Below are 19,771 nucleotides of genomic sequence, written 5' to 3'. Positions count from 1 at the left end.
GAGGAGAAGTACAGATGGACATGCAGGTACCGAAGAAGAAGCTGGGCCTGAAGGAACGTTACACGCTGATGACCCGTGATCTGGCGTGGGACACCACCTATCAGCCGAAGGAGAAGGTGTATCCGTACGCCGACTACGAAGGCATCAAGATCCACGACTGGGACAAGTGGGAAGACCCGTTCCGGCTGACTATGGACGCCTACTGGAAGTACCAGGCGGAGAAGGAGCGCAAGCTGTACGCCATCATCGACGCCTACAGCCAGAGCAACGGCCACCTCGGCGTGACCGACGCGCGCTACCTGAACGCGATCAAGATCTTCCTGACCGCGGTGACGCCGCTCGAGCACATGGCGCATCGTGGCTTCGCCCACGTCGGCCGCGCCTTCCCCGGCGCCGGTGCGCGCGTCGCCTGCCAGATGCAGGCGATCGACGAAATGCGCCACGCGCAGACGCAGATCCATTCGCTGTCGAATTACAACAAGTACTACAACGGCTTCCACGACGCGCCGCACATGTTCGACCGCGTCTGGTACCTGTCGGTCCCGAAGAGCTTCTTCGACGACGCGATCACCGCCGGTCCGTTCGAATTCATCGTGTCGATCGGCTTCTCCTTCGAGTACGTGCTGACCAATCTGCTGTTCGTGCCTTTCGTGTCGGGTGCGGCCTACAACGGCGACATGGGCACCATGACCTTCGGCTTCTCGGCGCAGTCGGACGAAGCGCGTCACATGACGCTGGGGCTGGAGTGCATCAAGTTCATCCTCGAGCAGGACCCGGCCAACCTGCCCATCATGCAGCGCTGGATAGACAAGTGGTGCTGGCGCGGCGTGCGCCTGCTGTCCATCGTCGCGATGATGATGGACTACATGCTGCCCAAGCGCGTCATGAGCTGGAAGGAAGCCTGGGAAATCTATTTCGAGGAGAACGGCGGCGCGCTGTTCAAGGACCTCGCCCGCTACGGCATCAAGATGCCGGCCTGCGCCGAACAGATCCGCCAGGAGAAGGAGCACCTGTCGCACCAGGTGTGGTCAGCTTTCTACAACTACAGCGGCGCCACCGACTTCCACACCTGGATGCCGACCGAAGAAGAAATGCAGTGGCTGTCGCAGAAGTACCCGGACACCTTCGACAAGTACTACCGGCCGCGCTTCGAGTTCTGGCGCGAACAGCAGGAAAAGGGCAACCGTTTCTACAACAAGACGCTGCCCATGCTGTGTCAGACCTGCCAGATTCCGATGCTGTTCACCGAGCCTGGCGACCCGACGAAGATCTGCTACCGCGAGCGCAGCTACAAGGGCAACAAGTACCACTTCTGCTCCGACCACTGCCAGCACATCTTCGACAACGAGCCGGAGAAGTACGTACAGGCCTGGCTGCCGGTGCACCAGATCTACCAGGGTAACTGCTTCCCGGAGGGCACCGACCCGACTGCGCCCGGCTTCGATCCGCTGGCCGCGGTGCTGGAGTACTACCGGCTCAACGTCGGTCACGATAACGGCGAGTTCGAAGGTTCGGAAGACCATCGCAACTTCGAAGCCTGGCGCGGCATGGCCAAGCGCAACGACTGAGGGGGACGAAGACATGCAAGTCGCTGCAGTGAAGGATTACGTCGGCGTGCCGCGCGACGTGGTCGACAACTTCCACGGCAACCAGCTCGTGTACGTCGGCTGGGACGATCACCTGATGTTCTGCGCGCCGCTGACCTTTCCTTTCCCGCCCACCATGCGCTTCGGCGACATCGTCGAGAAGGTGCTGCCCGGCGCCTACGGCTATCACCCGGACTGGGCCAGGATCGACTGGTCGAAGGTGGAGTGGATGAAGTCCGGCGAGCCGTGGGTGCCGCATTTCAACCGCACGCTGGCGGAGAACGGCATCGGCCACAAGGACGCCATCCGCTTCCGCACGCCTGGCCTGACCGGCATCAAGGGATCGTGCAGCTGATGGCTTACGCGCTGACCATAGAACCGCTCGGCCAGACGCTTGAGGTCGAGGACGACCAGACGGTACTGGATGCCTGCCTGCGGGCAGGCATCTGGCTGCCGCATGCCTGTTGTCACGGTCTGTGCGCCACCTGCAAGGTGCAGGTGACCGACGGCGAGGTGGACCACGGCGAGGCGTCCGACTTCGCGCTGATGGATTTCGAGCGCGAGGAGGGCAAGACCCTGGCCTGCTGCGCACGGCTGCAGAGCGACGTGACGATAGAGGCGGACATCGACGAGGAGCCGGACGCGCGCAACATTCCGGTCGAGGATTTCAACGGCACGGTGACCCGCATCGAACAGCTCACGCCGACGATCAAGGGGCTGTTCATCCGGCTCGACCGGCCGATCGACTTCCAGGCCGGCCAGTACATCAATCTGGACATCGGCGCCGAAGCCGGCATGAGTCGCGCGTTCTCGCTCGCCAATGCACCGTCGAACGGCAACGAAGTCGAGCTGAACATCCGCATAGTCCCTGGCGGCCGCGGCACCACCTGGATACACGAGTCGCTGCAGGCGGGCGACCGGGTGAAGCTGTCCGGCCCTTACGGCCGCTTCTTCGTGCGCGAGTCGGCCGCCAGGCCGCTCATCTTCATGGCCGGCGGCTCCGGGCTGTCGAGCCCGCGGTCAATGATTCTCGACCTGCTGGCCAAGGGCTACGCGCAGCCGATCACGCTGGTGTACGGCGCGCGCAACCGCGCCGAGCTGTACTACCACGACGACTTCGTCGCACTGGCGGCGGCGCACGCGAACTTCAGTTACGTGCCCGCGCTGTCGGACGAACCGGCGGGCAGCGACTGGGCGGGCTTCCGCGGTTACGCACACGAGGCGGCGCTGGCCCACTTCCGCGAGGACTTCCGTGGCCACCAGGCCTATCTGTGCGGACCGCCGGTCATGATCGACGCCTGCATCAACGCACTGATGCAGGGGCGGCTGTTCGAGCGCGACATCCACACCGAGAAGTTCTTCTCGGCGGCCGACGCGCAGCAGGTACGCAGCCCGCTGTTCAGGAAGATCTGATCGTGGGGCGTTCGTACAGCATCGTGCTCGAAGGCATCGGCCGCGAGTATCTGTGTGCGGACACGCAGAACGCGCTGCGCGGCATGGAGGCGCTGGGCGGCCGTGGCATCCCGGTCGGCTGCCGCCAGGGCGGCTGCGGCGTGTGCAAGGTGGAAGTGCTGTCCGGCACCTACACCGCTGGCGTCATGAGCCGCAGTGCAATCAGCGAGGAGGACGAGCGCCGCCGGTGCGTGCTTGCCTGCCGCATCTATCCGACCAGTGACCTGAAGCTGAAGGTGGTCGGCAAGATGGCGCGCAGTGTCGAGGCGCTGAAGCAGGAGGCGGCGGAAAAGGGCTGACCGCAGAGGTCTTCTGCCTGCTCCGACCCGGTTCTCGGCTCGGGATCGAGGCAGACCGGCATGCGCAGGAATGACCGGAAGTGCTTTCAGCCGTAGTATTCGCGCTTGCGAAACTCTGGTCTTCCCATGACGCCCCCTTTGGCATTCCAACCCGGTCTGTTCGGCGACTGCCCGGTCGAAGCGGCGATCCGGCAACTGGCGGACGATTCGAGCACCCAGGAGCGTGGCGCGATCTACACGCGTCGCGAGGTTGTCGACTTCATGCTCGATCTTGCGGGGTACTCCGAAGAACGGGATCTCACCCGCCTCCGTTTTCTCGAACCGTCATTTGGTGCCGGTGATTTCCTGCTACCTGCAATCGAGCGCTTGTTGAGAGCAGCTCGCAGGGTTGGCCGTGACTTCGCGCTGGAGGACTGCATTTGCGCGGTCGAACTGCATCGAGATACTTATGAATCCACTTTCGCCAAGGTCGTACAGACCCTTATGGCCTACGGTCACACGGAAGAGGGCTCGCTGTATCTGGCCCGGCGCTGGCTCATTTGCGATGACTTTCTGTTGTCGCCGATACGGGGCGCTTTCGACGTCGTCGTGGGCAATCCGCCCTATGTTCGGCAGGAGTTGATTCCGGAAGCGCTGCTCAATGAGTACCGCGCGCGCTACTCGACGCTCTACGATCGCGCAGATCTATACGTACCTTTCATGCAGAGGGCGCTTGAACTGCTCGCCGATGGCGGGGAGCTGTGCTTCATCTGTGCCGATCGCTGGATGAAGAACAAGTACGGAGCGCCCTTGCGACGTCTCGTCACGACGCGTTTCCGGCTCAAGGCATATGTCGATCTCAGCGAGGCAGCCGCCTTTCATTCCGAAGTGATCGCATACCCAGCGATTACCCTGATCGCACGTTTGATGCCAGGAGTGACGCGCGTTGCAGTCGTTAGGGATGTTGAAAGATTGGCGGAGCTCACATCCGGACTGATGGATGGTGGCTCCGAGGGAACTTCCGATGTCCGTCTGATCAGAAGTCTTCCCGCGGATGGCGAGCCATGGGTGCTCGCCGAAGAGGATTCTCTTTCCCTGATTCGTCGTCTTGAAGGGGCCTTTCCCACCCTGGAAAAGGCGGGCTGCAAAGTGGGGATCGGCGTTGCTACGGGCGCCGACAGAGCCTTCATCGGGCTCATGGACGAACTTGACGTTGAGGATGATCGCAAGCTGCCTCTTGCCATGACGCGCGATATCGACAGCGGTGAAGTGAGTTGGCGCGGATTTGGAGTTATCAATCCCTTCCAAGACGACGGAAGGCTGGTCGATCTTGCCGCGTATCCGAAGTTGCGCGCTTTCCTGGAACAGAGGCGCGACATCATTGCGAATCGCCACGTGGCGAAGAAGGACCCGTCACGGTGGTTCCGCACCATAGACAGGATTACGCCATCTCTGGCAGCCGAGCCCAAGCTGCTGATTCCGGACATCAAAGGTCACGCGCAGGTCGTGTTCGATGATGGACGGCTCTATCCACACCACAACCTTTACTTCGTGACCGCGAACGAATGGAATCTGCGGGCGTTGCAGGCAGTCTTGCTGTCCGACCTGACGCGATTCTTCATCTCCTCGTATTCCACTCGTATGCGTGGCGGCTTTCTCCGGTTTCAGGCGCAGTATCTGCGGCGGATCAGGCTTCCGTTCTGGAAGGATGTTCCATCGGATATGCGATCGCGACTTGGCGCGGCGGCTCACGCTCTCGACATTCCGGCGTGCAATCGGGCTGTTGCCGAACTTTACGGACTGAGCGAGGGCGATATCGCTTTGATAGAAAAAGAGGATGCGCAGCGGCGCTGAGACCTAATGGCTCTTGAATTGTGCGACTACGAGCGCCGTGCGCGCGGGGCGGTAAAGGAGTTTTGGACAAGCCGCGGTGGCGCTGCCGAGCGTCAACGTCAATCCGGAAAGGCAGATCGCGGCGAACGTGGCGGCGTCCTTTCGGGCAAGAACATGGATGGCTTCGTTCCGCTTATCCAGGCGCTCGTTGCGAAGAACGGGCTGCCATCGGCAGAGGTGCACCTCAAGCGCGCTGTCCTCACACTTCCTGGCTATTTCCGTCCGACCAAGATCTGGGACGTGTTGATAATGAACGGTGGGCGGTTGATCGCCGCGATCGAACTGAAAAGTCAGATCGGACCGTCATTCGGAAACAATTTCAATAATAGGGCCGAAGAGGCGATCGGTACCGGCCACGACTTATGGATTGCCTATCGTGAGGGTGCTTTCGGTGAGCAGCCTCCGCCGTTCATCGGCTGGCTCATGCTCGTAGAGGATTGCGGCAAGTCCAGAAATCCGGTCAAGGACACGAGCCCTCACTTCCCAGTGTTCCCGGAGTTTCGTGGTGCATCTTACCTGCGGCGATACGACATTCTTTGCCAGCGACTGGTCAAGGAGAAGGTCTACTCGTCGGCCTGCGTCATGACGTCGTCCAGAGACGCCGCAACGTCCGGCGTCTTCGGAGAAATGTCGGAACTGACCGGTTTGGGGACCTTCGTTCGGCGACTTGCGGCACACATTGCTGAGGAGGGATCGCGCATTTGATTAGGCGCGAAGGATGGGGGAAGGGCAGTGAAGCGGACGACGGGCACGACAACTGAAATCCCCTTGCTGCAACCCCTGGTCGGCAAAGGTCGGCCTCAGCCGCCGTTGGCCGCCTTCCTCGCCGGTTCCTGCGCGAACTGCGGCACGCTGGCCACGGTCTGGAAGGTGCGCCAGATGTGGCCCGACAGTACACGCGTCGCTTCGTCAGCGTCGCGTGCGATGGCGGCTTTAAAGATGTGTTCGTGCTCCTCGTGCACGTCCTGCGGTACCGGCCGGTTCAGGACCGATATGCGGCGGTAGCGTTCCGATTGCCGGTACAGGATGGCCAGGAAGTGGCGTATCCAGCGCGAGGTGCATGCACCGATCAGCGTTTCGTGGAACACGCGGTTGCGCTCTTCCCATTCGTTCACGCTTCCGTCCACGTCGCCGGCCAGCTTTTCTTCCGCACGCGTCAGCAGATGGAAGGCGCTGACCAGATTGCCTTCCCACACCTCGTCGCCGTTGGTGATGCTTTGCCGCAACGCCTCGCATTCGAGCATGACGCGGGTGCGCGTGATGTCCTCGATGTCGGCCAGCGAAATCGGCGCCACGCGGAAGCCGCGCTGGCCCTGGGCGACCACCAGCGAATCACTCACCAGCAGCGCCAGTGCCTCGCGCAGCGTCCCAGCGCCAACCTCGTACTCGTCCTTCAGGTGCTCGACGCGCAGCTTCGTACCTGGCGGGTGACGGCCTTCGATGATGTCCCGCCGCAACTGGCGATACGCGCCATCGACCAGCGTCTTCGGTTCGTAGGCTTCGCCATTAGCCGCAAAGTCACCGGTAATTAGTTGTTCCATAAAGACTTTCCCGAGCACCCCTGCACGGCGTGCAAGGACATGCCGACATTCTAGTTCCGAACTTTCTCCGTGAAAAGCCAAAAATCTCGATAAAAATAGTTGACGTCGAGATTATTGGTTTATATCGTTAAGTCCATCGAATATCGATGAGCGTGAGGTCGCGATACAGCGGCCCCGCGGAGGAGACGACATGGACGTGGCAGCACGGCAATCGACAGTGGGCTGGGAGGCGGCATCGGCGGCGGTCAGCGCGGCGGTGGCGCACGCGGCGTCCGTGGGCGCCTGCGTCAATGCGGCGGTGGTCGATCGCGCCGGCCAGCTCGTGTCCTTCCTGCGCATGCCGGGCGCGCCGCTGCACTCGGTCGATATCGCGATCGACAAGGCCTACACCGCCGCCAGCTTCGGCCTGCCGACCGGCGACTGGGCGGCCGCCCTCTCATCCCATTCCGACGCAGTCCGCCAGGGGCTGCCGCTGCGCCCGCGCATGGTCATGTTCGGCGGCGGCCTGCCGCTGGTGGTGGCCGGCGAGCGCATCGGCGGCATCGGCATTTCCGGCGGCTCCGAAACGCAGGACGAGGACTGCGCCCGCGCCGCGCTCGCGGCGCTCAGCCTGACCCCGGCGCGCTGACGCGCCGTTCCAACAAGAAAGAGATCGATGAAACAGATCAGCCACTTCATCAACGGCGAGTTTGTCGCCGGCCGCGAGGGCCGCCGCTTCGACAAGCGCTCGCCGCTGGACAACCGCGTCATCGCCTTGGTCAGCGAAGCCGGGCGCGACGAGGTGAATGCCGCGGTCGCCGCAGCGCGTGCCGCGCTCGAAGGCCCGTGGGGCCGCATGACGGTGACCGAGCGCACCGAACTGCTGTACGCAGTCGCCAATGAAATCAACCGCCGCTTCGACGACTTCGTCGCCGCCGAAGTGGCCGACACCGGCAAGCCGGTCAGCCTGGCCAGCCACCTCGACATTCCGCGCGGTGCCGCCAACTTCAAGATCTTCGCCGACGTGGTCAAGAACGTGCCGGGCGAGTTCTTCGAAATGGCCACCCCGGACGGCCGTGGCGCGATCAATTACGCGCTGCGCAAGCCGGTCGGCGTGGTCGGCGTGGTGTGTCCGTGGAACCTGCCGCTGCTGCTGATGACCTGGAAGGTGGGTCCGGCGCTGGCCTGCGGCAACACCGTCGTGGTGAAACCGTCGGAAGAGACGCCGCAGACTGCGGCGCTGCTTGGTGAGGTAATGAACGCGGTCGGCGTGCCGGCCGGCGTCTACAACGTGGTGCATGGTTTCGGCCCGGATTCGGCCGGCGAATTCCTGACCACCCACCCGGGCGTCAATGCCATCACCTTCACCGGCGAGACGCGCACCGGCGAAGCCATCATGAAGGCGGCCGCCGGCGGCGCACGGCCGGTATCGCTGGAAATGGGCGGCAAGAACCCGGCCATCGTGTTCGCCGACTGCGACTTCGATGCCGCCATCGCCGGCACGCTGCGCTCGGCCTTCGCCAACTGCGGTCAGGTCTGCCTCGGGACCGAACGCGTCTATGTCGAGCGCCCGATCTTCGAGCGCTTCGTTGCCGCGTTGAAGCAGGGCGCCGAGGCGCTGGTCATGGGTCGGCCGGAGGACGAAGCCACCGGCATGGGGCCGCTGATCTCCGCCGAGCACAGACAGAAGGTGCTGTCCTACTACCGCCGCGCGGTGGAAGAGGGCGCCACCGTCGTCACCGGCGGCGGCGTACCGGACATGCCGGGCGAACTGGCCGACGGCGCCTGGGTGCAACCGACGATCTGGACCGGTCTGCCGGAAACCGCCGCCGTCGTGCGCGAGGAAATCTTCGGCCCCTGCTGCCACATCGCCCCCTTCGATCGCGAAGAGGATGCGATCCGCATGGCCAACGACACCAACTACGGCCTCGCCGCCTCGGTGTGGACGTCCGACATCACGCGCGGCCACCGCGTCGCTGCCGCACTCGACACCGGTCTGGTGTGGGTGAACTCCTGGTTCCTGCGCGACCTGCGCACACCCTTCGGCGGTGCCAAGCAGTCGGGTATCGGCCGCGAAGGCGGCGTGCATTCGCTCGAGTTCTACACCGAGCTGAAGAACGTGTGCGTGAAGCTGTGAGGACCGACGACATGAACGCACCGCTCAACCCCGAAGTCGCCCGCAGCATCGTCGCCGCCGGCATCAGGACCAACTATCACGACCTGGGCAGCGGCTTCCCGGTGCTGATGCTGCACGGCTCCGGCCCCGGTGTCAGCGCCTGGGCGAACTGGCGACTGGTCATGCCTTCACTGGCCGAACGCGCCCGCGTGATCGCGCCGGACATGGCCGGCTTCGGCTACAGCGAGCGCCGCCCCGACCTTCGGTACGACATGGACACCTGGGTCGCCCAGGCCGTCGGCATGCTGGACGCGCTCGGCATCGAGCGCGCCGATCTGGTTGGCAACAGCTTCGGTGGCGGTCTGGCACTCCAGGTCGCCATCCGTCACCCGCACCGCATCCGCCGCCTGGTGCTGATGGGCAGCGTCGGCGTGCGCTTCGACATCACGCCGGCGCTCGACGCGGTGTGGGGCTACACGCCGTCGATCGAGACGATGCGCGGCCTGCTCGACCTGTTCGCCTACGACCGCTCGCTGGCCAACGACGAACTGGCGAAGCTGCGCTACGAGGCGTCGATCCGCCCGGGCTTCCAGGAATCCTTCTCCGCCATGTTCCCGGCACCTCGCCAGCGCTGGGTCGACGCGATGGCAAGCCGCGCGGAAGACATCAAGGCGCTGCCGCACGAAACGCTGGTGATCCACGGTCGCGAGGATCAGGTCATCCCGCTCGACACCTCGCTCACGCTGGCGCAGTGGATACCGAACGCGCAACTGCACGTGTATGGCAAGTGCGGCCACTGGACGCAGATCGAGCACGCGGCGCGTTTCGCGCGCCTGGTGGGCGACTTCCTAAACGAATGAGACCCCCACGCTCACTCCGCTCGCTGCCCCCCCAAGGGGGCTGCGCTCGCCCTTGGGGCGGCCCGGCGGGCGGCGCGGCGCGGTCAATAACGATACGGAGCAGATGATGATGCAAGCCGACAAGATCCAGCGCTACGGCGACGAGCTGTACGCCGCGCTCACCACCCGCGAAACCGTGGCGCCGCTGACCAGCAGCGAGCCGGACATCACCATCGAGGATGCCTACCACATCCAGCAGCGCATGATTTCGCGCCGGCTGGACGCCGGTGAGCGCATCGTCGGCAAGAAGATCGGCGTCACCTCGAAGGTGGTGCAGAACATGCTGAACGTGCATCAGCCGGACTTCGGCTACCTGCTCGACGGCATGATCTACAACGAGGGCGAATCGATCGCCGCGAACTCGCTGATCCAGCCGCGCGCCGAAGGCGAGATCGCCTTCATCCTGAAGCACGACATCATGGGCCCCGGCGTCACCGGCGCCGACGTGCTGCGCGCTACCGAGTGCGTGATGCCCTGCTTCGAAATCGTCGATTCGCGCATCACCGACTGGAAGATCCGCATCCAGGACACGGTGGCCGACAACGCCTCCTGCGGCGTGTTCGTGCTCGGCGACCGCGCGGTGTCTCCGCGCAATCTCGACCTCGGCCTGTGCGGCATGGTGCTGGAGCTGAACGGCGACATCGTCGGCACCGGTGCCGGCGCGGCCGCCCTCGGCCATCCGGTCAACGCCGTCGTCTGGCTCGCCAACACGCTGGGCCGGCTCGGCATTCCGCTCAAGGCTGGTGAAGTGATCCTGTCCGGTTCGCTCGCCGCCCTCATTCCGGTCAAGGCGGGCGACAGCCTGCGCATCGCCATCGGCGGCCTTGGCGGCTGCTCGGTGCGTTTCGTCTAGGACCGACGCCATGGCACGCATCGCGCCCCTGCCGATCGAGTCCACGCCGGACATGGCGGCCGACTTCGCCTTCTTCGAGCGCACGCTCGGCTTCGTGCCGAACAGCCTGCGCACGATGGCGTACCGGCCGGCGCTGGCGAAGGGCCTGATCGCGCTGAGCCGCGGTGTGTACGACCCGGCGGGCGAGGTCGATCTGGGCTTCAAGCGCCTGATCGGTCACGTCGCCAGCATGGCGGCCGGCTGCCTGTACTGCCGTGCGCATACCGCCACCAGCGCGCTGCGCCACGGCGTTGCCGCGGAAAAGATGGCGGCCATCGCCGACTACCGGACCAGCCCGCTGTTCTCCGATGCCGAACGCGTGGCACTCGATTTCGCGCTGGCTGCCGCCAGCCAGCCGAACGACGTGAGCGACGAACTGTTCGCCCGCCTGCGTGCGCACTGGAGCGAAGGGCAGATCGTCGAGCTGCTCGGCGTGATCGCGCTGTTCGGCTTCTTCAACCGCTGGAACGATTCACTGGCAACGACGCTTGAGTCCGAGCCCCTTCAAACCGCCGGCAGCGTGCTCGCGAACACCGGCTGGACCGCCGGCAAGCACGCCGCCGGAGACGAGGACATCCCTGCATGAACAAGATCAAGTGTGCATTGATCGGGCCGGGCAATATCGGCACCGACCTGCTCTACAAGCTGAAGCGCAGCCCGGTGCTGGAGCCGGTCTGGATGGTCGGCATCGACCCGGCGTCGGAAGGCCTGGCGCGCGCCCGCGACATGGGCATCAAGACCACCAGCGACGGCGTCGACGGCCTGCTGCCGCACGTGAAGGCGGACGGCATCCAGATCGCCTTCGACGCCACCAGCGCCTACGTGCATGCCGAGAACTCGCGCAAGCTCAATGCGCTGGGCGTGATGATGATCGACCTGACGCCCGCCGCCATTGGCCCCTTCTGCGTGCCGCCGGTGAACCTGAAGGAACACGTCGGCAAGCGCGAGATGAACGTGAACATGGTCACCTGCGGTGGCCAGGCGACGATCCCGATGGTGGCGGCGGTGTCGCGCGTGCAGACGGTGAGCTACGGAGAGATCGTCGCCACCGTGTCGAGTCGCTCGGTCGGTCCCGGTACGCGCAAGAACATCGACGAATTCACCCGCACCACCTCGGGCGCCATCGAGCGCGTCGGCGGCGCGGCGAAGGGCAAGGCCATCATCGTGATCAACCCGGCCGAGCCGCCGCTGATCATGCGCGACACCATCCACTGCATCACCGAATCGGCGCCGCGCGCGGCCGAGATCGAGGAATCGGTGCACGACATGATCCGCCAGGTGCAGGCCTACGTGCCCGGTTACCGGCTGGTCAATGGCCCGGTCATCGACATGGACACCCACCGCGTGTCCATCTTCATGGAAGTCGCCGGCCTCGGCGACTACCTGCCGAAGTACGCCGGCAATCTCGACATCATGACCGCCGCCGCCGCGCGCACGGCCGAGATGTTCGCCGAAGAAATCCTGAACGGCTCGCTCTCGCTCGAGCCCGTCCCCGCTTGAGCGCAAAGGACACGACCATGAATCTCAAGGGCAAGAAGGTCACGCTGCACGACAACACGCTGCGCGACGGCATGCATCCGAAGCGCCACCAGATCACGCTGGACCAGATGCTGGCGGTGGCGCGCGGCCTCGACGAAGCGGGCATGCCGCTGATCGAGGTGACGCACGGCGACGGCCTCGGTGGTGCGTCGGTGAACTACGGCTTCCCGCTGCACAGCGACGAGGAGTACCTCTCCACCGTCATCCCGGCGATGAAGAACACCAAGGTGTCGGCGCTGCTGCTGCCGGGCATCGGCACCGTCGACCACCTGCGCATGGCGCACGAGCTGGGCGTGCACACGATACGCGTGGCCACCCACTGCACCGAAGCCGACGTGTCGGAACAGCACATCGGTCTGGCGCGCAAGCTGGACATGGACACCGTGGGCTTCCTGATGATGGCCCACATGATCGAGCCGGACAAACTCGTCGCGCAGGCGAAGCTGATGGAAAGCTACGGCGCCAACTGCGTGTACGTGACCGACTCCGCCGGCTACATGCTGCCGGACGACGTGACGGCGCGCGTCACCGCGGTGCGCCAGGCATTGCGCCCCGAAACCGAGATCGGTTTTCACGGCCACCACAACATGTCGATGGGCGTGTCGAATTCGCTGGCGGCGATCGAAGCCGGTGCCAGCCGCATCGACGGCTCGACCAACGGTCTGGGGGCCGGTGCCGGCAACACGCCGCTGGAGGTGTTCGTCGCGGTGGCCAACCGGATGGGCATCGAAACCGGCGTCGATCTGTACCGCATCATGGACGTGGCCGAAGACCTGGTGCTGCCGATGATGGAGCACCTGGTGCGCATCGACCGCGACTCGCTGACGCTGGGCTATGCCGGCGTCTACTCCTCCTTCCTGCTGTTCGCCAAGCGTGCCGGTGCCAAGTACGGCATCGCGCCGCGCGACATCCTGATGGAGCTGGGTCGCCGCGGCATGGTGGGCGGTCAGGAGGACATGATCGAGGACACCGCGATCACGATGGCGCGCGAGCGGGCGACCGCGGCGGCGGAGGGCTGAACGATGAACCTCGACCGCACCACCATTGCGCTGCTCGCCGAGCGCCTCGAGAACTGCGAGCTGGAAGCGCGCGACACCACCAAGATCACCGACGACCACCCGGACATGGACTGGGAGGACGCCTACGCGGTGCAGGACGCGATACGCGCCCGCAAGCTGGCGCGCGGCGCACGCATCGTCGGCCTGAAGGCGGGGCTCACCTCACGCGCCAAGATGAAGCAGATGGGCGTCGAAGACCCGGTGTTCGGCTTCCTGGTCGATGACTTCGCGGTCGCCGACGGCGGCGACATCGACACCAAGAAGCTCATCCACCCCAAGGTCGAGCCGGAGATCGCCTTCGTCACCAAGGCGCCGCTGCGGGGCCCGGGCTGCCACATCGCCGCGGTGCTCGCTGCCACCGACTTCGTGGTGCCGGCGATCGAAATCATCGATTCGCGCTACCGCGACTTCAAGTTCGACCTGAAGAGCGTGGTCGCCGACAACTGCTCGTCGTCGCGCTTCGTGGTCGGCGGTACCGCCACGCCGGTCGAAGGTCTGGACCTGCGCACACTGGGCGTCGTGCTGGAAAAGAACGGGCAGCCGGTGGCGCTCGGCGCCGGTGCAGCAGTGCTCGGCCACCCGGCGGCGGCGATCGCGATGCTGGCCAACATGCTGGGCCGGCGCGGCGAGGAGATCCCGGCCGGCACGCTCATCCTGTCCGGCGGCATCACCGAGGCGGTCGCGGTGGCGGCCGGCGACAGCGTCAGCCTGCGCATCCAGTCGCTCGGTTCGACCAGCGTCCGATTCGTCTGACCGCCCTTCGCAATCAGGAGAAACGAACCATGCCATTCGCACAGATCAACCTGATCGAGGGCCGGACCGAGGACCAGAAGCGCGCCGTGATCGAGAAGGTGACGCAGGCGCTGGTAGAGGCGGTCGGCGCACCGCGTGAAGCGGTGCGCGTGATGATCGTCGAGGTGCCGAAGTCCCACTGGGGCATAGGCGGCGTCAGCGCCAAGGACCTCGGGCGCTAGCCGCGCACCGCCAAACGACTTAGCCCATCGACGACCCGGCCGCAGAGCCGGGCAAGGAGGAGAAATACATGAACCATCACGGATTCAGGGCGCTGGCCGTCTGCGCTGCGCTCGCCCCGTTCGCAACAGGCTGCACCCAGGCCCCCGACCTGTCGGCCGCGCGCGCCGAGGCGCAGAAGCCGGTACAGCGTTACGACGCCATCCAGGCGCTGGCCGCGCACGGCGAGAAGGTCGCGGCCGGCACCCGCAGCGGCGCGGTGCTGGTGTCTTCAGACGGCGGCCGCAGCTGGACTCGGCAGCCCATCGCCGGGCCGTCGTCGATCACCGGCATGGACGTGTGCCCGGACGGCCGCTTCATCGCCATCGATTTCTACCGGAAGCTGTGGACGGCCGACGCCCAGCTGTCCGCCTGGACCGCGCAGCCGCTGGAAGCACCGCACACCGCGCTGGCCGTGCACTGCGACCGTCAGGGCCGCTGGTGGGTCGCCGGCACCGGCGCGCTCATCGTGCGCAGCGATGACCAGGGCAAGAGCTGGGTCAAGACCGACCTGCAGGAAGACCTGCAGATCACCACGGTGAGATGGTCGACGAACTGAACGGATTCGCCACTGGCGAGTTCGGCACAGTGGTGGTCACGACGGACGGCGGTCAGACCTGGGCCAAGCGTGGTGCGCTGCCCGAGGAGTTCTACCCGTACGCGGCGCTGTTCGTGTCGGCCAGCGAAGGCTGGGTCAGCGGGCTGGCCGGGCAGGTGGTGCACACCACCGACGGCGGCCTGACCTGGACGCCGCAGCTGAATCGCGCCGGCGCACCGCTGTATCGCATCTTCATGCACGCCGGCGCACCGCACGCGGTCGGCGCCGGTGGCGCGGTGGTGCGTCTGCAGGGCGAGGAATGGGTGGCCGTGGCCTACCCGGACGCCCGGCCGGTCCCGCTCGCGGCCGGCACCTCGGTCGCCGCGAACAACACCCTTCTGATCGGCGGGCCTGGCGGCCTGCTGCGTGCCGTCGCCGACGGTGGCTCATCCAAAACCGGAGCCGCGAAATGATCGCCCCGATCCGCAAGTCCATCACCCACTCGCTGCACAAGGCCGAAGAGTGGATCTTCGCCAACCCGAAGATCGTGCTCAGCCTGATCTTCCTGGCAACGCTGGCTTTCGCCGCGGCGCTGCCCAAGCTGCGCATCTATTCGGATTTCTCCGACCTGCTGCCGCAGGAGCACAGCTACATCCAGACCTACAACCGCATCAAGGAGAACTTCGGCGGCGCCAACATGATCGTGATGGCGATCGAGGTCGAGCAGGGCACGATCTTCAACAACGACACGCTGAAACTTGTGCATGAAGCCACGCAGGGCGTGGACAACCTGCCCAGCGTGAACCACAACCTGGTGTCCTCGCTGACCCACCGCACCGCGCGCAAGGTGTTCCTCAGCCCCGAGGGCAGCTTCGTGTCGCAGCCCTACTACGACCCGGCGAAGAACTACTCGGCCGACGAGCTCGCGCAGATGCAGCGCGACGTCATCGCCAATCCCAACCTGTTCGGTCTGATGGTGTCGCCGGATTTCAAGGCGGCGCTGATCAAGGCGCAGCTCAACGAGAGCGAGCTCGACTACGTCGAAACCTTCGCCGCGCTGCAGAAGGTGCGCGACACGCTGGCGCGCGACGGCCACAAGGTGCACGTGACCGGCAATCCGGTGCTGACCGGCTGGGTCTATACCTACCTCGACCAGATCGTGCAGATCCTGGCATGGACGCTGGCGCTGCTGGCAACGCTGCTGATCGTGTATTTCCGCCGCCTCTATGGCATCGCGCTGCCGCTGCTGGGCATTGCGCTGTCGTCGATCTGGGGCCTGGGCTTCATGGCCATGGCCGGCATCAACCTCGAACCGCTGTCGCTGCCCATTCCCTTCCTGATCGCCGCCCGCGCCACTTCGCACGGCGTGCAACTGGTGGTGCGCTACTACGAGGAACTGGCCATCGTGAAGAACGGCAAGCAGGCCGCGCGAAACGCGCTGGATGCGCTGTTCCGCCCTGGTTCTCTGGCCATCATCGTCGACGCGGTGGGCATCGCGGTGCTGGTGCTGGGTGCCGCGCCCTTCAACTACAAGCTCGGCCTGGCCGCCGGCTTCTGGGGTTTCTCGGTCATCTTCACGGTGCACTTCATGGTGCCGCTGGCACTGACCGTGCTGCCGCAGCCGAAGACGATGGAGAACGCCAACGAGGGCGTGCGCAACTTCCTCGGCAACGCGATGGCGCGTACCGGCGGCACTGACGGTGGCGCGCGCGCCATCCTGTTCGCGTCGCTGGCCTGCGTCGTCGTCGGCAGCTGGTACGTGGCCAAGGTGCAGCTCGGCGAGTCCGAACCCGGCAGTCCGCTGCTCAACCGCGACCACGACTACAACGTGTCGACGGCGGCCATCAACACGCTGTTCCCCGGCTCGGAAGAGCTGCACATCGTCGCCCGTACCGAAGAGAAGGGCGGCATCAAGCGGCCCGAGGTGATGCACGCGATCGAGCGCTTCCAGGCGCACATGCTGTCCGACCCGACGCTGGGCGGCGCGCGTGCGTTGCCGGGCGTGGTGCGCGTGGTGAACCAGCTCACTCACAACGACGATCCGCGCTGGGCGCAGATACCGGACAACGCCGACGAGGTGGGCGGCCTGATGTTCGCCTATATGGCGTCCAGCCCGATTCCGGGGGCGCTGAAGGAGTACATCAACCCGGACGAGAACGAAGCCAACATGGTGTTCTTCTACAAGGACCACCAGGCGGAAACCATCAACCGGGTGGTCGCGCTCGCCGAAGAGGGCAAGGCGCGCATCGAGGCCGAGGTGCCCGGCCTGAAGATAGAACTGGGCGGCGGCATCATCGGCGTCACCGCAGCGGCCAACCAGGCGCTGCACACCGACCACATGATCATCATTCCGGCGGTGATGCTGCTGGCCTTTCTCCTGGTGATGGCCTACTACCAGTCGCTGCACGCCGGCTGGCTGATGGTGCTGCCCATGCTGTTCGCCACCGTCATGACCTATGCCTACATGGGCTGGGCCGACATCGGCATCAGCGTGAACACGGTGCCGGTGATCGCGGTCGGCGTCGGCGTCGGCATCGACTACGCGGTGTACTTCATGGACCGCATCCGCGAGGAAATGGCGGTCACCCGCAACATCCATCGCGCCGTCGTCAATGCGGTCGCCACCACAGGCTACGCCGTGTCCTTCACCGCCGCGACGCTGATCGCCGGTGTCGTCATGTGGATCTTCATGTCCGACCTGCGCTTCCAGTCGGATGCCGCTGTCCTGCTGTCCTTCATGCTGGTCGTCAATGCGCTGGCCGCGATGCTCATCGTGCCTGCCTGGTGCGTGGTGTTCCGCCCGCACTTCGTGGTTGCCACCCACTACGACGAGGACGGTGTGCTGGAAGAGGACGACGCGCCGCGCGAGGTCGCCCGCGCGGCGGCCTGACCGATAGCTTCAATCCGCCGGGCGGGTGTCCGTCCGCCCGGCCACAACAGAGAGAGTCAGCAGTGCGATAGCAGGACAAACAGGAGGAGGACAAGGTGGACACATACAAGAAGAGGAGCCACCTCGCGGCCCGTGTCGGGCTGGGAGGGGCACTGTGCGCACTCGCCGCACTGAACGCGATGGCGCAGGACAACCTGCCGGACCTGGGCAGCAGCCAGGACAAGTGGAAGGTCGACGTCTATTACGAGAACGACACCCGTTTTCGCGGCAAGGACAACACCAACCGCACTGTCGGTCTTTCGAAGTTCCGCAACACGCTGCAGATCGAGGCGGACAAGGCGCTCGGCAACGGCTGGGAGTTCCATGGCGTGCTGCGGGGCACCTTCGACGGCGTCTATCGCATCAACGACGACCAATACGGCAAGGAGGCCGGCGGCGCCATTAACCTGGACACCACCGATCCGGCCGGCGCCTTCGGTGGCACGCGCTCGACGCCGCACGGTCAGGGCGTGGTCGGTGACAACGGCCTGATCGACACGCCCTCCTTCGGCTTCGATCTGAACCGCAACCCGAACGACGGCCTGCGCGTGCTCGGCGATCGCTGGCACGATGTGGAGGGCGGAGCCGCCTTCGGCGTGCCGGTGCGTCCCTGCGACTACGACAGCCGCGGTTGTACCGACTTCGGTGGCTATGGCGACAAGAAGCGGTCGGAACTGGAGTCACCCGAGTTCAATTCGCGTCTGGATTTCATCCGCGAAGCCTATGTGAAGAAGACCTTCGCGCTCGATGATCAGCGCTCGATCTTCCTCAAGATCGGCAAGCAGCAGGTGGTGTGGGGCCGCACCGACCTGTTCCGCGTGCTCGACGTGATCAACCCGGTCGATTACTCGCGAAACAACATCTATGACGAGCTGGAAGACATCCGCATTCCGATGTGGATGGTCCAGGCCGAGTACCGCATGGGCGGCAGTGAAACCATGCAGGAGCGCAACCTGCAGGTGGTGTGGAACTTCGACCAGTTCCGCGCCAACAACCTCGGCCAGTGCGGCACGGCCAACGTCATCCTCGACGCCGGCTGCTTCTTCCGTGGCATGAAGAACCTGTGGGACAACGGCGGCACGGTGGCCAACTTCGCCAACATTCCGGGCGTGCCTGGCTCCTATCTCGCGACAGACTTCGGCCCCGGCCAGATCGGTCTGGCCGACGTGCATCTGCCGGGCTGGAAGCTGAAGAACACGCAACTGGGCGTGAAGTACGAAGGCGTGACCCAGAGCGGTCTGTCCTTCTCGCTGAACGCACTGACCTACCGCTCGCAGCTCCCAAGCCTGCGCGGTGGGCGCCGCGGCACCAACGGTTTCACCGGCGAGTTCCGTGACTCTTGGCCCTACCTGATCTCGTTCGACATGCACTTCCCGCGAGTGAACCTGATCGGCGGTTCGATGGACTTCGAGTGGGAAGCTGCCAACGCGGCGGTGCGCGTCGAGGCGGCGCTGACCGACGGCGAGGAATTCGCCAACACGTCCAAGCCGGAGCTTTACTCGAAGAACAACGTGTTCCGTGCGGTCATCGGTGTCGACCGGCCGACCTTCATCCCCTTCATCAATCCGCGTCGCACGACGCTCATTTCCGGTCAGCTGTTCTACCAGCACATCTTCAACCACGACGACCAACGCGGCCCGATGGGCGGCCGCATCGGCATCCCGGACTGGGAGGACAACGTGATCGGCACGCTGCTGATCAAGGCCTTCCTGAAGAACGACCGTCTGAGCCCGCAGATCATCTTCGCGCATGACTTCCGCGCGCAGGCGACGGTGGCCGCTCCGCAGGTCGAATGGCTGCTCAGCGACAACCTGAAGTTCGCCATCGGCGCCAACGTGAAACTGGGCAGTGACAACGATCGCTACAAGTACGACGACTGCCGCGCCTGCAATCCGTGGCCGCCCTTCACCTCGGGCAATTACGGCGGCGATCCGACCCAGGCCTTCTCGCGCGGCCTCGCCGGCCTCGAACCTCTCGGCCGCTTCCGCGCCGGCCCGATCGGTGCCGCGTGGGCCGAGGACGAGATCTACGCAACCCTTCGCTACAAGTTCTGACCTTCC

20 protein-coding genes are annotated in these 19,771 nt (G+C 65.0%); 19 read left to right on the top strand and 1 reads right to left on the bottom strand.

Annotation, left to right across the window (positions count from 1 at the left end; genetic code table 11):
• Nucleotides 1-14: 14 nt before the first annotated feature.
• The 6 genes from METRZ18153_RS0117345 to METRZ18153_RS0117320 all read left to right on the top strand — a co-directional run bounded on the left by METRZ18153_RS0117345 (nt 15) and on the right by METRZ18153_RS0117320 (nt 5,914).
• The gene (locus METRZ18153_RS0117345) at nt 15-1,568 is read left to right on the top strand and encodes an aromatic/alkene/methane monooxygenase hydroxylase/oxygenase subunit alpha (protein WP_020165941.1); all 1,554 of its coding nucleotides are present in this window, start codon (nt 15-17) and stop codon (nt 1,566-1,568) included.
• A gap of 13 nt (nt 1,569-1,581) precedes the next feature.
• Nucleotides 1,582-1,941 carry a phenol hydroxylase subunit P4 gene (locus METRZ18153_RS0117340; RefSeq protein ID WP_020165940.1) on the top strand — a complete coding sequence of 120 codons (360 nt, stop codon included), beginning with the start codon at nt 1,582-1,584 and terminating at the stop codon, nt 1,939-1,941.
• The gene (locus METRZ18153_RS0117335) at nt 1,941-2,999 is read left to right on the top strand and encodes an NADH:ubiquinone reductase (Na(+)-transporting) subunit F (RefSeq protein WP_029143852.1); all 1,059 of its coding nucleotides are present in this window, start codon (nt 1,941-1,943) and stop codon (nt 2,997-2,999) included. Before METRZ18153_RS0117340 ends, METRZ18153_RS0117335 begins: the two co-directional genes overlap by 1 nt.
• Before the next feature lie 2 nt (nt 3,000-3,001).
• Nucleotides 3,002-3,337 (top strand): 2Fe-2S iron-sulfur cluster binding domain-containing protein, encoded by a 336-nt coding sequence (locus tag METRZ18153_RS0117330; protein ID WP_020165938.1) that lies wholly within the window; start codon nt 3,002-3,004, stop codon nt 3,335-3,337.
• Nucleotides 3,338-3,463: 126 nt separating this feature from the next.
• Nucleotides 3,464-5,170 (top strand): Eco57I restriction-modification methylase domain-containing protein, encoded by a 1,707-nt coding sequence (locus tag METRZ18153_RS0117325; protein WP_081629109.1) that lies wholly within the window; start codon nt 3,464-3,466, stop codon nt 5,168-5,170.
• A gap of 6 nt (nt 5,171-5,176) precedes the next feature.
• Nucleotides 5,177-5,914 (top strand): PaeR7I family type II restriction endonuclease, encoded by a 738-nt coding sequence (locus METRZ18153_RS0117320; RefSeq protein ID WP_020165936.1) that lies wholly within the window; start codon nt 5,177-5,179, stop codon nt 5,912-5,914.
• A gap of 95 nt (nt 5,915-6,009) precedes the next feature.
• Here the strand turns inward: METRZ18153_RS0117320 and METRZ18153_RS0117315 are convergent, their stop codons facing one another.
• Nucleotides 6,010-6,750: a GntR family transcriptional regulator gene (locus METRZ18153_RS0117315; protein ID WP_020165935.1), complete on the bottom strand. Its 741-nt coding sequence runs from the start codon at nt 6,748-6,750 to the stop codon at nt 6,010-6,012.
• A 190-nt stretch (nt 6,751-6,940) separates the two neighbouring features.
• Between METRZ18153_RS0117315 and METRZ18153_RS0117310 the strand changes: the two genes are divergently transcribed.
• The 13 genes from METRZ18153_RS0117310 to METRZ18153_RS0117255 all read left to right on the top strand — a co-directional run bounded on the left by METRZ18153_RS0117310 (nt 6,941) and on the right by METRZ18153_RS0117255 (nt 19,765).
• Complete coding sequence (locus METRZ18153_RS0117310) at nt 6,941-7,378, top strand: GlcG/HbpS family heme-binding protein (RefSeq protein WP_020165934.1); 438 nt, start codon at nt 6,941-6,943, stop codon at nt 7,376-7,378.
• 27 nt (nt 7,379-7,405) lie between these two features.
• Entirely contained in the window at nt 7,406-8,866 is a 1,461-nt protein-coding gene (locus METRZ18153_RS0117305) for a 2-hydroxymuconic semialdehyde dehydrogenase (protein ID WP_020165933.1), read from the top strand.
• Between the two features lie 11 nt (nt 8,867-8,877).
• Nucleotides 8,878-9,705, top strand: coding sequence for an alpha/beta fold hydrolase (locus tag METRZ18153_RS0117300; RefSeq protein WP_020165932.1), 828 nt, complete (start codon nt 8,878-8,880; stop codon nt 9,703-9,705).
• Nucleotides 9,706-9,811: 106 nt separating this feature from the next.
• Complete coding sequence (dmpE, locus tag METRZ18153_RS0117295; protein ID WP_020165931.1) at nt 9,812-10,597, top strand: 2-oxopent-4-enoate hydratase; 786 nt, start codon at nt 9,812-9,814, stop codon at nt 10,595-10,597.
• 10 nt (nt 10,598-10,607) lie between these two features.
• Complete coding sequence (locus METRZ18153_RS0117290; protein WP_020165930.1) at nt 10,608-11,222, top strand: carboxymuconolactone decarboxylase family protein; 615 nt, start codon at nt 10,608-10,610, stop codon at nt 11,220-11,222.
• Nucleotides 11,219-12,136: an acetaldehyde dehydrogenase (acetylating) gene (locus tag METRZ18153_RS0117285; RefSeq protein WP_020165929.1), complete on the top strand. Its 918-nt coding sequence runs from the start codon at nt 11,219-11,221 to the stop codon at nt 12,134-12,136. Before METRZ18153_RS0117290 ends, METRZ18153_RS0117285 begins: the two co-directional genes overlap by 4 nt.
• A gap of 17 nt (nt 12,137-12,153) precedes the next feature.
• The gene (dmpG, locus tag METRZ18153_RS0117280) at nt 12,154-13,194 is read left to right on the top strand and encodes a 4-hydroxy-2-oxovalerate aldolase (RefSeq protein ID WP_020165928.1); all 1,041 of its coding nucleotides are present in this window, start codon (nt 12,154-12,156) and stop codon (nt 13,192-13,194) included.
• Nucleotides 13,195-13,197: 3 nt separating this feature from the next.
• Nucleotides 13,198-13,986 carry a 2-oxo-3-hexenedioate decarboxylase gene (gene dmpH, locus METRZ18153_RS0117275; protein ID WP_020165927.1) on the top strand — a complete coding sequence of 263 codons (789 nt, stop codon included), beginning with the start codon at nt 13,198-13,200 and terminating at the stop codon, nt 13,984-13,986.
• Nucleotides 13,977-14,207: a 4-oxalocrotonate tautomerase gene (locus METRZ18153_RS0117270; RefSeq protein ID WP_332308879.1), complete on the top strand. Its 231-nt coding sequence runs from the start codon at nt 13,977-13,979 to the stop codon at nt 14,205-14,207. The genes dmpH and METRZ18153_RS0117270 overlap by 10 nt, the downstream gene beginning before the upstream one ends.
• Before the next feature lie 68 nt (nt 14,208-14,275).
• Nucleotides 14,276-14,803 (top strand): WD40/YVTN/BNR-like repeat-containing protein, encoded by a 528-nt coding sequence (locus tag METRZ18153_RS21190; protein ID WP_232416079.1) that lies wholly within the window; start codon nt 14,276-14,278, stop codon nt 14,801-14,803.
• Nucleotides 14,788-15,255, top strand: a complete 468-nt coding sequence (locus METRZ18153_RS21185; protein ID WP_232416078.1) for a YCF48-related protein — start codon at nt 14,788-14,790, stop codon at nt 15,253-15,255. The genes METRZ18153_RS21190 and METRZ18153_RS21185 overlap by 16 nt, the downstream gene beginning before the upstream one ends.
• Nucleotides 15,252-17,672 carry an efflux RND transporter permease subunit gene (locus METRZ18153_RS0117260; protein WP_020165925.1) on the top strand — a complete coding sequence of 807 codons (2,421 nt, stop codon included), beginning with the start codon at nt 15,252-15,254 and terminating at the stop codon, nt 17,670-17,672. Before METRZ18153_RS21185 ends, METRZ18153_RS0117260 begins: the two co-directional genes overlap by 4 nt.
• Before the next feature lie 95 nt (nt 17,673-17,767).
• On the top strand, nt 17,768-19,765 hold the full coding sequence (locus tag METRZ18153_RS0117255; RefSeq protein ID WP_029143849.1) for a DUF1302 family protein: 1,998 nt from the start codon (nt 17,768-17,770) through the stop codon (nt 19,763-19,765).
• Nucleotides 19,766-19,771 lie beyond the last annotated feature (6 nt).

Source organism: Methyloversatilis discipulorum (assembly GCF_000385375.1).
GTDB classification, from domain to species: Bacteria; Pseudomonadota; Gammaproteobacteria; order Burkholderiales; family Rhodocyclaceae; genus Methyloversatilis; species Methyloversatilis discipulorum_A.
The sequence above is the reverse complement of the archived record's forward strand: the minus strand, read 5'-3'. Positions and strand labels throughout refer to the sequence as shown.

Coding starts and splice junctions, on each gene's coding strand:
- METRZ18153_RS0117290 (WP_020165930.1), top strand. CDS start 10,608: ATGGCACGCATCGCGCCCCTGCCGATCGAGTCCACGCCGGACATGGCG.
- METRZ18153_RS0117300 (WP_020165932.1), top strand. CDS start 8,878: ATGAACGCACCGCTCAACCCCGAAGTCGCCCGCAGCATCGTCGCCGCC.
- METRZ18153_RS0117285 (WP_020165929.1), top strand. CDS start 11,219: ATGAACAAGATCAAGTGTGCATTGATCGGGCCGGGCAATATCGGCACC.
- dmpH (WP_020165927.1), top strand. CDS start 13,198: ATGAACCTCGACCGCACCACCATTGCGCTGCTCGCCGAGCGCCTCGAG.
- METRZ18153_RS0117260 (WP_020165925.1), top strand. CDS start 15,252: ATGATCGCCCCGATCCGCAAGTCCATCACCCACTCGCTGCACAAGGCC.
- METRZ18153_RS0117315 (WP_020165935.1), bottom strand. CDS start 6,750: ATGGAACAACTAATTACCGGTGACTTTGCGGCTAATGGCGAAGCCTAC.
- METRZ18153_RS0117320 (WP_020165936.1), top strand. CDS start 5,177: ATGGCTCTTGAATTGTGCGACTACGAGCGCCGTGCGCGCGGGGCGGTA.
- METRZ18153_RS0117345 (WP_020165941.1), top strand. CDS start 15: ATGGACATGCAGGTACCGAAGAAGAAGCTGGGCCTGAAGGAACGTTAC.
- METRZ18153_RS21190 (WP_232416079.1), top strand. CDS start 14,276: ATGAACCATCACGGATTCAGGGCGCTGGCCGTCTGCGCTGCGCTCGCC.
- METRZ18153_RS0117310 (WP_020165934.1), top strand. CDS start 6,941: ATGGACGTGGCAGCACGGCAATCGACAGTGGGCTGGGAGGCGGCATCG.
- METRZ18153_RS21185 (WP_232416078.1), top strand. CDS start 14,788: ATGGTCGACGAACTGAACGGATTCGCCACTGGCGAGTTCGGCACAGTG.
- dmpE (WP_020165931.1), top strand. CDS start 9,812: ATGATGCAAGCCGACAAGATCCAGCGCTACGGCGACGAGCTGTACGCC.
- METRZ18153_RS0117325 (WP_081629109.1), top strand. CDS start 3,464: ATGACGCCCCCTTTGGCATTCCAACCCGGTCTGTTCGGCGACTGCCCG.
- METRZ18153_RS0117305 (WP_020165933.1), top strand. CDS start 7,406: ATGAAACAGATCAGCCACTTCATCAACGGCGAGTTTGTCGCCGGCCGC.
- dmpG (WP_020165928.1), top strand. CDS start 12,154: ATGAATCTCAAGGGCAAGAAGGTCACGCTGCACGACAACACGCTGCGC.
- METRZ18153_RS0117340 (WP_020165940.1), top strand. CDS start 1,582: ATGCAAGTCGCTGCAGTGAAGGATTACGTCGGCGTGCCGCGCGACGTG.
- METRZ18153_RS0117335 (WP_029143852.1), top strand. CDS start 1,941: ATGGCTTACGCGCTGACCATAGAACCGCTCGGCCAGACGCTTGAGGTC.